This is a genomic window from Devosia lucknowensis (assembly GCF_900177655.1).
GTDB lineage: Bacteria > Pseudomonadota > Alphaproteobacteria > Rhizobiales > Devosiaceae > Devosia > Devosia lucknowensis.
Window position 1 is genome coordinate 2,200,014 of record NZ_FXWK01000001.1, and the last position, 11,656, is coordinate 2,211,669.

Here is an 11,656-nt window from a genome sequence, read left to right on the forward strand (position 1 = left end):
TTTCGCCGCCTTGATCTCAGCAGCGGCTTGAACTGCAGGGCAGCTTTCAGGCAAATGTCGAAGGGTGCTGAGAGGCCGGTATGGGGCGCGTTTCTGCTGGCAGGTGTCGACCGCATTGCCGACGTTGACCTGGGCCGCCAGAAGGGGTCGACGGCATGGTGCAGCGCCTCTTCCGAAAGACCGGGCCCCCAGTCGGCGATGGTCACTATCCGAGCCGTCCCGCGGTGAAGTCACGCGGGAGGGCAGTAAACGCACGGAGAGCCCCTGAGGGCGCACTGCCGACTGGCGGAGGCGCCCCCAATCCAGATAACTGACGTGCCAGAGCCTTTAGATTCTCCGTCTATGCCGGTATCCGCCTACCAGGGCGTATAGCCGCCGGGCTCGATGAACCGGCCATTGTCGGTTCCGCCCAGCGCATGCTGAACCGGCAGCATAGCTCCCTCTTCGGGCGTCATGACTCCATAGCCGGTGAGGTCGGTCTTGACGAAGCCGGGGCTCACCGAATTGACGACGATGCCGGCGTCGCGCAATTCCTCGGTGAGCTGGATGGTCAGCATGTTGAGCGCGGCCTTCGAGGCGTTGTAGCCGATATAGCGTTGCGCGAAGTAGGGCGAAGACGGGTCGGAGTTGACGCTGAGCGAGCCGAGCGAGCTCGAGACGTTGACGATCCTCCCGGCCGGCGATTTGCGCAGCAGCGGCAGCATGGCCTGGGTGACGGCGAGGGCGCCGATGAAGTTGGTCTCCAGCACCTTGCGGACGGCCGCGATGGATGCGCTGCTGGGGGCGGCGTCGGCGAAGTCGAAGATGCCGGCATTGTTGACGAGGATGTCGAGCCGACCGTGCTCCGCCGAAATGGCCGCAGCGGCGGCCGCGATGCTGGTTTCGTCGGTCACGTCGAGCTGCAGGCAGGTCGCCGCGAGGCCATGCGCCGCGAGATTGGTGACCGCTTCCTCGCCGCGTCCGGCATCGCGCGAGCCGATGATGACGGTGACGCCAGCCTCGGTGAGCTGGCGGGCGATCTCCAGCCCAATCCCTTTGTTGGCACCGGTGACGAGGGCAATGCGCTTGTTGTCCATGGATGAACCTTTCCAATGACGTGGAACGGCCGTAATATGTGAAGCTTCCTTCAGTTTGAGAATTCGCATATGCCGACGACCACGCCCGCCACCCTAAGTCCCCGGAAAAAGCCGCGTCAGGCGCGATCGGCGGCGACGCTGGACGCGATTTTCGAGGCGACCATTCAGGTTTTGCTGGCAGACGGAATGCGGGCGCTGACCACTACGCGGGTGGCGGAACGGGCCGGCGTTTCGGTGGGTACGATGTACCAGTATTTTCCGCACAAGCAGTCGCTGATCTATGCGCTGAACGAGCGCTATCTCGAGGTGCTGGCGGACAAGGTCGAGGCGACCTGCCAGACGCAGGCCGGGCGGCCGGTTGCCGAGATGCTGGCCGCGCTGATCGAGACCTATTGGCGGGCCAAGACCGAGCGGGCCGAGGTGACCCGAGCGCTGTATCGGTCAGTGGTGGAGATGGACAACGAAGCGCTGATTGAGGCCTTCGCCCGGCGGGTGGATGCCGCGACGACAGCCATGCTTGGGAGTGCGCCCGATGCGACGTTCGGCGACGTGCAGATGGTCAATCTGGCGCTGGTCACTGTGATATTTGGCACCATCCGCAACGCTTTCGAGCGCAACCTGTCGCAGGCGGCGATCGATGCGTTGCAGGTGGAGCTGCTCGCCATGTGCCGGGCCTATGTCGCGCTGGCGCGACGCTAGGACAGGGCTGTCCTAGGCCGCGGACACCGGCTTGCAGTGGATGCCGAGGCCCTGTGCGCTTTCGGGCATGAGCTGGTCCAGGGTGATCCCGCGGAAGGTCTCGAGGAACAGCGCCTCGGCCTTGGCCATGGTGTCGGACAAGGCGTGGTTGACGGCGCGTTCCACCTTGCACTCGGTCTCCTCGTTGCGGCTGGCGATGGCGAAGAGGCCTGGGCGGTCCAGCGCGACATAGACGTCGTGAAGGGTGATCTCGCTGAGGGGGCGAGCCAGCATCCAGCCGCCGCCATGGCCCTTTTCGGAGGTGACATAGCCCGCCTCACGGAGGCCCGCCATGGTGCGGCGGAACACCGGCGGATTGGTGCCCATGGTGTTGGCGAGCACCTCGGAGGTCAGCGGAACCGAGACCTGGCCAAGATGCAGCAGCACATGCAGAACCCCCGACAGGCGCGTGTCCTTGTTCATCCCAGTCTCCCGCATTCGCTCATATCTGATCCGCTATCACAGTGGTTGACGTCGCCTCCAATGTCTCGTATCTGCAAAAGATACGTGAAAAGGAGCTGTGATGTCACCCCTCAATCTCCCGGATCAGGGCAGAGCGCCCGCCGAACCCATCATCGATGATCCCAAGCGGCGCGGCGCGATCCTCCTGGCCGTCTGCATTGCACTGATGGCGGTGATCGCCGCCGTGTCCGGCCTCAATGTTGCGCAGCCGCAAATGGCGCTCGCGCTCGATGGCTCGCAGGGCGATGTGCTGTGGATCATCAACATCTACGCCATCACGCTGGCCGCGCTGCTGCTGCCGCTTGGGGCGGTGGGCGACCGCTGGGGGCGAAAGCCGGTGCTGCTGATCGGGTTGCTGCTGTTCGGCGTTGCCAATGTGGCATCGGGGCTGGCCTTCTCGGTGCCGGTGATGCTCGGTGCGCGGCTCTTGGCCGGGGTCGGCGGGGCGATGATCATGCCGGTGACGCTGTCAGTTATCACTTCGGCCTTTCCGGCGGAGGAACGGTCCAAGGCCATCGGCATCTGGACCGGCGTTGCCGGCGGCGGCGGGATTCTCGGCATGTTCCTCTCGGCGCTGCTGGTCGACGTGCTCGACTGGCGTTGGCTGTTCGTGCTGCCGGTTATACTCATGATTGCTGCCGCTCTGCTGTCGCTGCGGGCCATCCCCAACTCGCGCGAGCATTCGGCGCATAGGTTCGATCTGGGTGGCGCGGTCCTGGCGGCGGTGGCGGTCGTCGGGCTGATCCTGTTCCTGCATGAGGGACCGGTGGAGGGCTGGACGGCGCCGATCACGCTGGTCGGTCTGGTCGCTGGGGTGGCAGCAAGCATCGGCTTTGCCCTGTGGGAGCTGCGGCACCCGGCGCCCCTGCTGGATATCCGCCTCTTCGCCAAACGCAGCCTCACCAGCGGGTCGGTGACGCTGCTGGTCTGGTTCGGTGTGCAGGCCGGTGTGTTCGTGGTGCTGTTCCCCTTCTTCCAGGCCGTGCTCGGCTGGTCGGGCCTCTTGGCTACGCTGGGGCTGATGCCCATGGCGATCCTGATGATGGTGTCGTCGGCGCTAGCCGCGAAGGTGGCCAAGGCCATCGGGCAGCGGCTTACAATGGCGCTGGGCATGGTTCTCGGCGGCAGCGGGCTGGCACTGATGTCGATGCTGGTGTCGGTCGATGCCGGCTATGTGGGCGTGCTGCCGGGAATGATCGCGATGGGGCTCGGCATGGGGCTCTCCATGGCCCCATCCACCGAGGCGATCACGTCGTCGCTCCCGCGTGACAGGCAGGGCGTCGCCTCGGCGCTCAACGATGTGACGCGCGAGTTCGGCACCTCGCTGGGGGTAGCGTTGCTGGGGGCTATGTTCACCTCAGGCTATGGCAGTGCCATTGCCAGGCGGTTGGTGGGCGTGCCCGCCGACGTCGCGGCGGAGGTCAGCAAGGGCATTGCCGGGGCACTCGATCTGGCGAACGATGAGGCCTCGGCTGGGGTGCTACTCTCGGCGCGGGAAGCGTTCGTCGAGGCGTGGCAGCAGGCCATGTGGGCAGGCGTCGTGGTCATGGCGCTGCTGCTGGTCTTCGTGCTGTTGCGTGGCCCGCGGCATCAGGAAGCGATGGCCTGACCGCTTTAGGGCGAGGGGCAAGCCTGCTCCTCGCCACACACAGAGGCAGAGGACGATGCAATGAAGAACACATTCGCCGGACATGGCCGAGGCTATCTCGAGGGGCCGCCTCGCCAGGTTCCGGGCTTCGCGAGCCTGCATCGCATGGTCGAGATGCTGCTCGCAGAACGAGTGCCGGAAGACGGACGCGCGCTGATTCTGGGCGCGGGCGGCGGCATGGAACTGAAGGCACTTGCGGATGCGCAACCCGGCTGGACATTCGACGGGGTCGATCCCTCGGCGAACATGCTTGAACTGGCGGCTGAGACAGTCCGGCCGCATACCGATCGGGTTCGGCTCCATCACGGCGGCATCGAAGCCGCCCCAAGAGGGCCGTTCGATGGCGCGACCTGCCTTCTGGTTTTTCACTTCATTGAGATCACGGAGCGGGCGCGAATACTTGCTGGGCTTCGGCAACGCTTGCGACCCGGGGCGCCCCTGGTGCTGATGCATATCAGCTTTCCGCAGGCCGAGCCTGAGCGGTCGCAATGGATCGCCCGACACGCGGCCTATGGCGCACCGCCCGGCACAGATCCTGCCCATCTTGCCGCGGCCCGAGAGGCGATCGGCATGAGGTTGACCATCCTGTCGCCAGACGAGGAGGAAGCGATGTTGGCCGAGGCCGGGTTCGAGCGGACCAGTCTGTTCTTTGCAGGTCTGAGCTTCAGGGGATGGGTTTGCTATAGAGGTTGAGAGTGCATCATTTGGCCACCAGCCGAGCCATGCCTCCGTTGGGCAAGAGACCGCCTTTGGCGCAAAGAAGCCAAACCGTGTGCCCAGAGGGATGTCCGCTTCCGGACAGCGCGGGTTATTGCCGCAATGACTGAAATGGGGCGCAGAGCCGAATGGCAGGTGCCGACCCCGTTTCGGACATTGAGTTCAAGTCGCAAACAGCCCTAAATCTGCCGCTTGAACAAAGCGGCCTTGTGCTTTGTGGTGTCTCAGAAGAGCAGCAGCTCCAAGATCAAATCAACCATGCGAAGAAGCACATTCACTTCCGCACGACCGCCCGGTCCGTGCGCAATTCCACTTAGCTTGTTGTACAGGCTGTCAACCAAGGATGCGGCATGCTCGACCACCTCGACATCAGTTCCCGACGTACCTGATGGCCTTTGCTTGATGGCAATGCGGACGCGTTCTTTTCGAGTAAGCCGTTCTCCGTTTGATAAGTCAGGAGCCAGGTGCCTAAGAACTTGGGCGAGAAGTTCCCTTCCAGAATGAGCCGCTTGACGGGGAGCATCCATGCCGACGCTTAGGGATGTAGCCCAAGCTCCGCGCCTCATTGTGACAAACGATGGCGACAGTTCGTTTAGAGCACCATCGAGTCTATCAAAGGTGCCAGTGCTGAGTGCATTTTTCCCTTTTTCTGTGATGACCAGCCAGTTTTCCGGGTCGGCGATATCGTCATGGGTCGGCTGCAACAGGCTGCTAGACAGCAGTTCCGAGAATGCCTTCGCAGCCGATGCTCGTTGTTCAGTGTCGAACTTCACCCCCAACGCTGCTTCAAGGGCACCAGCCTGATAAGGTCGACCAAGCACGTTGATCTTGTGAGATTTTCCGTCCCGCGCATAGATTCTAAGTATCGCCGTTCGCATATCGTCAGCGGCGTCGCTAGATTGTGAGTGCGCGGGTCTCGACGCCTCATGGGCTAGATCGAACTCTTCAAGAAGGGCACTACCATCAGACCTAAGGGCGCGTTCGAGTTCGGAAACTTCATGCTCCGAAGTACGCCCGAATGGAATCGCCACCGCTCCGTTCGATTTGAATATCTCCACTAGTTCCGACGACACCCGACGAATTAGGGCAGCATACGATTCCCGATAGTCGAAAACATTATTTGGAGCGAACTTAACTAAGGTAGCGTCTGCAGCTTCCATGGCCAATTTTAGCGCCGACCGCAGGTAGTCGGCAAGAAACGCTAAGGTACGCGACCCGCCCTGACGCCCCTGCAAAATCGATTGCATGTTCAATTCTTGAGCGTGGCTGTTCGCGGCGGCTGTCTTCTCACCAGCAGCGCGCCTTGCTGCCTCCTGAACCCGCGCGTCGATATCAGGCATACCTCACGCTCCGTACTAAGCTATTGTCAGTGTCGCTCAACTACGGGCCTTCTCGCCATAGGTTGCCAGCACGCATCAACAGATAACGTCCGCTTTTCGGCTGACTGAGCCAAGACCCGCCAGTCCGTTTTCCACCCCAACGCCGCCGGTAAGCTGGTGCCCAGAGCGGCCGGTCACTTACCGACCCCATTGCGGTCGTCCCGAGATCTGACAGCTTTCAGAGGGCGAACCTGGAATGGCTGCCCTTGCGCCGCATGGCGGAGAATGACGAGTGCCATCCATTAACGTTTGGCTTTTGCGTTCGTGGAACCAGCCTTCTGCACACGATAAGCGAAGTCGAGATCACCCACACTTTTGCGGGATTCAGAGGCTGTGCCGAGACCTCAGGGCTTAGGCACAGCGCTCATCGAACAATTTCGATGGATGGTTCGCCGTGTTAACATTTGTGAGTGTGACGGCGATGTTTCTATCAAGAATGGTCTCAGGAGGAGGCCATCATGACCGCTTCGTTGCCCGAACAGATCATCGCCATAGACGAATGCTATTCTAGACTATCTGCAGCATAGCACTCGTCCTCACGGCGTTGTGGTGCCTGTCCGGGAAGTCGCGGACGCCGTGATGCGTACGACAGGCAGCAACATGGACGAATACCAGCAAATTTTGCGGCTCGTCTGCCAGCGCAGCATCCAGAGAAATTATACCCTGGCTTTTTATGGCCTGCCGACCAAGTCCGCGGCCCTGCCAGGAGCCGCGCTTTTTTCCAGCAGATGAAGATAGAGCGGTTCGAAGCCCGCTATGTCGTGCAAGCGGGCGATATCGGGAATGTGGAGTGCTCCGTGATCCATGCGGATCAAGTCATTCGAGCGCATCTCCTGTAATGACCTGTTGACGTGCACGGGGGTCAGTCCGATCGTGTCACCCAAATCCTGTTGGGTGATCGGCAAGAAGAATGAGCCGTCCTGGACGTGTCCGACTGCTGCCATCCGCGCATGCACTTCGCAGAAAAGATGGGCGATCGCCTCGATCGCTCGGCGGCGTCCGGCACTGATAATCCATTGCCGCAACACGGCTTCATCAACCAAAGTCGACTTCAAAAGCCCCAGAGCGATGCGGGGCCGCTCCAAAAGTGCGTCCATGTCGGTGCGGTCGATGCGCATGATCAGTGTCTGCGTCAGCGCCATTATTCCGTGATCCATCTTGTCCAGCACGTAGACGTTGAGATCGCAGAGGTCGCCAGGAATGAGATAGGCCGTAATCTGGCGCCGTCCATCCTCAAGCAGCTTGTAGCGGCAGGCAAGACCCGCGTGCACAAGATTCAGGAATTTCGGCTTATCGCCTTCGCTGATTATGTCGACGCCGCGATCGATAGTAATCAATTCAGCGTCAAGAGCGTGGATCGCCTCGATATCATCAGCATGCAAGTGGCTGAAACCGGCAAGTTTTCGGATGAATTCCTGCATCTTGTTTTTCACACCACATGTCCAAAGAAACTTTGCGTGGCGCCCGACCGTATGTGATTTTGTGAAGGGTATAAATGCCAAAGTTTTATTTCGACATTCGCATCAACGGCAATGCGCTGCATGACGACATCGGCCTCGAGGTCAATGCGCTGTCCGATGCGCGCGCCCAAGCGATCGAAGCTTTGGGAGAAGTTGTTAAGGATCACCATAAGCGGAGCTGGGATGCTTCGAGCATCACTGTCGGCGTGCGGGATGAGAGCGGGACGACGCTTATTCTGGCGCAGGCGGTGCTGACGGTGCATGAGTCCAGCGCAGGGACCGAATAGACTGTCTCAACAGTCGATCATGCGAAGGCGCTGCATCGCGGCAAAATTCGCAGGGTCACCGTGACGCCACGATGACCGCATCGAATTGTTGGCCTCAGATGGCAGCGGGCATCCCACAGCGTGACCACCCGATTTGATCGGGTGGTGCATGCCTTTTCCCGCACCGAGGCTCGAGGACCGTGCCGGTGTTCAGGTCCTGAGGTTGGACCAGGACGGGTCAGACGCGTAGCTTTCGGTGGGAACGGCCTGGGCGGCACGCCCCCAGATATCGACGCTCATCAGGCGCGGACCGTCGTTTCCACCCGGATCCTGGTAGAACATGATGACGCGACCATTGGGAGCCCAGGTCGGGCCTTCCGCGTGGTAGCCCGAATAGAGCAGGCGCTCGCCCGAGCCATCGGGCGCCATGATGCCGATGTGGAACTGTCCGCCCGACTGGCGCGTGAAGGCGATCAGATCGCCCTGCGGCGACCAGACGGGGGTCGAATAGCTGCCCTGGCCGAAGCTGATGCGTTGGGCATTACCGCCGCCTGCACCCATCATGTAGATCTGGGGCGAGCCGCCACGATCGCTTTCGAAGATGATCCTGCTGCCATCGGCCGAATAGGACGGAGACGTATCGATGGCTGCGCCCGAAGTCAGCTGCATCGGCTGTCCGCCACCGGTCGAGATGGCGTAGATATTGGTGGCGCCGCCCTGCTCCACCGAGAACACGACAGTGCCGCCATCGGGCGAGAAGCGGGGCGCAAAGGTCATGGCGCCGACATTGGCGAGGCGCTGCTGCCGGCCGGTGGACAGCTGCAGCAGGTAGACCTGCGGATTGCCGTCGGCGAAGTTCATGTACGTGACAAGATCGCCATTGGCGGAAAAGCGCGGCGTGAGCGCCATGCTCTGCCCGTCGGTCAGATAGCTCACATTGGCGCCATCCTGGTCCATGATGGCGAGGCGCCGGACGCGGTTGGCCTTCGGGCCGCTTTCCGCCACGTAGAGGACGCGTGTATCGAAATAGCCCGAACCGCCCGACAGCTGCGAATAGATCGCGTCGGACACCATGTGGCCGATGCGGCGGGCGGAATTGGGATCGGTGGCATAGCTGTTGCCAACGACCTGCGCGGCCTGCTGGGTATCCCAGACGCGGACCTGCGCCGAAACCTGGCCACCGCGCTCGACCGAGCCCATGACGACGCCATCGACATTGGCCGTGCGCCAGACATTGAAATCGGGCGTGGCGTTGACATCGCCGACCTGGACCGGCAGCGACGCCGGATCGAGCGGCAGGAACAGGCCCGAGCGGCGCAGGTTGTTGCGCACGATGTCGGCGATCTCGCGCCCGAAGGCCGGATCGGACGATGCGAAATCGGGAATCGCAATCGGCAGCGGCTGGAAGTTGGCGCCTTCCACGACGATGCGCAGCTGCGCGAGGGACATGGGAGCAGTGGCCAGCAGGGCGCCGCCTGCAAGGCCAAGCTTGAGCGCGGTGCGTCGCGTCATCAGGGTCATGGGTCTAGATCTCTCCGGTCTTGCCGTTTTGGCCGCAGTTTGGCCAGTAAACAGGCAAATTCAAGGTCAGGGTCTGAGTTCCAATTCAAACGATCGCCATTGATCGTAAGCATCGGGTGAAAGCTGGAACGGGCCTTCCTGGCTCGAAGCGACAACGGCGCGCTGCGCGGCGCGTGCCACTTGCTGGCCGGCCGGCGACGGGTCGGAACTGACGATCTGCGGCGTGCCCGCCAAAGTACCGTCGCGATTCATGTTGAGCCGCAGCACCACGGTCATGCCGCTGTTCACATCGCTCGGCAGCAGGTTCCAGTAGCGTTTGACGCGACCGGAAAGGCCGTCCATCTCGGTCTGGCTCAACCGCGCGGACGTGCCTGTCGTATCGCCCAGGGTCGGTGAACCGCCCTGCCCCGTGGTGGCGCCGGTCGTGGGCGCATTGTTGATGATCGCGGAAATATCGTCCGCGGTTTCCGAGCTGATATTGGTGGGCGGCGCGGCCTGCGCAGCGGCGGCGGCCTGGCGCTGACGTTCCGCCTCCTCGCGACGACGGCGTTCGGCAGCCAAGGCTTGCTCGCGGATCTGGGCGAGATCGTTGGGACGCGATGTGGGCAGCGCGACATTCACCTGCGGCGGTGTCGGCGTCGGCTCCGGTGTCGGTTCCGGCTCAGGCTCGGGTGCAGGTTCCGGTGTCGGCTCGGGCGTGGGCGCAGGTTCGGGCTCCGGCTCCGGCTCCGGGGCCGGTTCGGGCTCCGGCTCGGGCGGCGGCGCGAGATCGTCGGGCCGGGTCTGCGGCAGAGCGACGGGCGCAGGCGTGGGAGCGGGTTCTGGAGCGGGTTCGGGTTCCGGCGCCGGTTCAGGCTCCGGTTCCGGTTCCGGCTCGGGTTCTGGCGTCGGCTCGGCCTCGGGCGCAGGGGCCGTCTCGGTGACTGGCGCGGGCGTGGGGATATCCGCCGGGGACGGCGTCACCTGGTTTTCTTCGGTATTGCCTGTGGGCTGCGCCAGCTGTGCCGGCTCATCGGATTCCACCACAGAAGGCGTGTCGGTTTCGACGACCTCGCTGTTGAGCGAGCCCATGCGAATGTTGGAATATTCCTCGATGGGCACCAGGTCGACGGCGATCGACTGCGTGGTCACCTGCAGGGGCTCGGTCGATCCAAGATTGATCAGGCCGATAACCAGCAGCAACACATGAACAGATACCGATACGCCAAGGCCAGTGCGCATACGCTGGGGCCTATCTCTCGCGCTCGGTGACGAGCCCGATCTTGGTGTAGCCGGCGGCCGAGAGCAGGCCCATGACCCGCATGACCGTACCGTAATTGGCAGTGGTATCGCCGCGCAGGAACACCCGGTCTTCGACCGTGGCGAGCGTGCCGACGGTGGTGACGAGGTCCGCCTCGGTCACCGGCGTTTCATCGACGAAGATGGCGCCTTCCGGCGTGACGGCGACGGTGATCGGCCGCGTTTGGCTGGCCATTTCGCCGGCAGCGGTGCGCGGCAGATCGACCGACACGCCCGCCGTCATCATCGGGGCGGCCACCATCATGATGATGAGCAGCACCAGCATGACGTCGACCATCGGCGTCACGTTGATCTCGCTCATCACGCCCGATTTCCGGCGGCGTCGGCCGCGGCGTCCGCCGCCACCTCCTCCGCCTGCTGCACCACCCATGCCCATGTCAGCGGCTCCGCGCTTCGAGCTGGCGGCTGAGGATGGTGGAGAATTCGTCGGCAAAGCCTTCCAGACGGCCGATCATCTTGCCGGCATCGGAGCTGAGCTTGTTGTAGGCGATAACGGCCGGGATGGCGGCCACGAGACCGATGGCCGTGGCGAAAAGTGCTTCGGCGATGGGACCGGCGACGACGGCCAGATTGGTATCGGACGAAGCCGCGATATTGGTGAAGGCGTTCATGATGCCCCAGACCGTGCCGAACAGCCCGATGAACGGGCCTGCCGAACCAACGGTGGCGAGGAAGCCGAGGCGCTTTTCGAGATATTCGCTCTCGCGGGCGATGGCGACATCGAGCACCTTGTCGAGGCGCTGCTGCATGCCCACGAAGCTGGCCGCATTCTGCTCGTGGCTGCGCTTCCATTCCTTCATGGCCGCGACAAACACGGCACCGAGGCCCCCGGAAGGCTTTTCAGCCTGCTGCTGGTAAAGTTCCTCGAGCGACTGTCCCGACCAGAAGGTACGCTCGAAGCGGTTCATCTCGGCCTGGGTGCGGCGGTAGGTGATGGTCTTGTCGATGATGATGGCCCAGCACCAGATCGAAGCGGCAAGCAGACCGAGCATGACCGACTTGACCACGATGTCGGCCATCCAGAACAGACCCCAGATGGAGAGGTCGGCATGCGGAGCGGCTGCTCCCACTGCGTCCATGGCTTCCATGA

General features: G+C 62.7%; 12 protein-coding genes. 4 read left to right on the forward strand and 8 right to left on the reverse strand.

Annotation, left to right across the window (positions count from 1 at the left end; translation table 11 throughout):
• Positions 1-356 precede the first annotated feature (356 nt).
• Positions 357-1,076: an SDR family NAD(P)-dependent oxidoreductase gene (locus tag CCK88_RS10845; protein ID WP_086470440.1), complete on the reverse strand. Its 720-nt coding sequence runs from the start codon at positions 1,074-1,076 to the stop codon at positions 357-359.
• Between the two features lie 69 nt (positions 1,077-1,145).
• Here CCK88_RS10845 and CCK88_RS10850 point away from each other — a divergent pair, with 69 nt between their 5' ends.
• A complete protein-coding gene (locus CCK88_RS10850; protein WP_086470441.1) occupies positions 1,146-1,775 on the forward strand; it encodes a TetR/AcrR family transcriptional regulator in 630 nt (209 codons plus the stop codon).
• A 12-nt stretch (positions 1,776-1,787) separates the two neighbouring features.
• On the opposite strand, the gene CCK88_RS10855 is transcribed toward CCK88_RS10850, so the two are convergent.
• On the reverse strand, positions 1,788-2,237 hold the full coding sequence (locus tag CCK88_RS10855) for an Rrf2 family transcriptional regulator (protein WP_086470442.1): 450 nt from the start codon (positions 2,235-2,237) through the stop codon (positions 1,788-1,790).
• A 100-nt stretch (positions 2,238-2,337) separates the two neighbouring features.
• Here CCK88_RS10855 and CCK88_RS10860 point away from each other — a divergent pair, with 100 nt between their 5' ends.
• Both CCK88_RS10860 and CCK88_RS10865 read left to right on the forward strand, forming a co-directional pair.
• Complete coding sequence (locus tag CCK88_RS10860) at positions 2,338-3,885, forward strand: MFS transporter (RefSeq protein ID WP_210189920.1); 1,548 nt, start codon at positions 2,338-2,340, stop codon at positions 3,883-3,885.
• 60 nt (positions 3,886-3,945) lie between these two features.
• Positions 3,946-4,617: a class I SAM-dependent methyltransferase gene (locus CCK88_RS10865; RefSeq protein ID WP_086470443.1), complete on the forward strand. Its 672-nt coding sequence runs from the start codon at positions 3,946-3,948 to the stop codon at positions 4,615-4,617.
• Positions 4,618-4,865: 248 nt separating this feature from the next.
• Here CCK88_RS10865 and CCK88_RS10870 read toward each other — a convergent pair whose 3' ends face one another.
• Positions 4,866-5,981 (reverse strand): pPIWI-associating nuclease domain-containing protein, encoded by a 1,116-nt coding sequence (locus tag CCK88_RS10870; RefSeq protein WP_086470444.1) that lies wholly within the window; start codon positions 5,979-5,981, stop codon positions 4,866-4,868.
• A gap of 710 nt (positions 5,982-6,691) precedes the next feature.
• Positions 6,692-7,453: a Crp/Fnr family transcriptional regulator gene (locus CCK88_RS10875; protein ID WP_140048962.1), complete on the reverse strand. Its 762-nt coding sequence runs from the start codon at positions 7,451-7,453 to the stop codon at positions 6,692-6,694.
• Between the two features lie 62 nt (positions 7,454-7,515).
• Between CCK88_RS10875 and CCK88_RS10880 the strand changes: the two genes are divergently transcribed.
• On the forward strand, positions 7,516-7,767 hold the full coding sequence (locus tag CCK88_RS10880; protein ID WP_086470446.1) for a DUF6894 family protein: 252 nt from the start codon (positions 7,516-7,518) through the stop codon (positions 7,765-7,767).
• Positions 7,768-7,956: 189 nt separating this feature from the next.
• Here CCK88_RS10880 and tolB read toward each other — a convergent pair whose 3' ends face one another.
• The 4 genes from tolB to tolQ all read right to left on the reverse strand — a co-directional run bounded on the left by tolB (position 7,957) and on the right by tolQ (position 11,645).
• Positions 7,957-9,267, reverse strand: coding sequence for a Tol-Pal system beta propeller repeat protein TolB (gene tolB, locus CCK88_RS10885; protein WP_086470447.1), 1,311 nt, complete (start codon positions 9,265-9,267; stop codon positions 7,957-7,959).
• Positions 9,268-9,333: 66 nt separating this feature from the next.
• The gene (locus CCK88_RS18565) at positions 9,334-10,488 is read right to left on the reverse strand and encodes a hypothetical protein (RefSeq protein WP_210189921.1); all 1,155 of its coding nucleotides are present in this window, start codon (positions 10,486-10,488) and stop codon (positions 9,334-9,336) included.
• A gap of 10 nt (positions 10,489-10,498) precedes the next feature.
• Positions 10,499-10,942, reverse strand: coding sequence for an ExbD/TolR family protein (locus CCK88_RS10895; RefSeq protein WP_086470448.1), 444 nt, complete (start codon positions 10,940-10,942; stop codon positions 10,499-10,501).
• Between the two features lies 1 nt (position 10,943).
• The gene (gene tolQ, locus CCK88_RS10900) at positions 10,944-11,645 is read right to left on the reverse strand and encodes a protein TolQ (RefSeq protein ID WP_086470919.1); all 702 of its coding nucleotides are present in this window, start codon (positions 11,643-11,645) and stop codon (positions 10,944-10,946) included.
• Positions 11,646-11,656 lie beyond the last annotated feature (11 nt).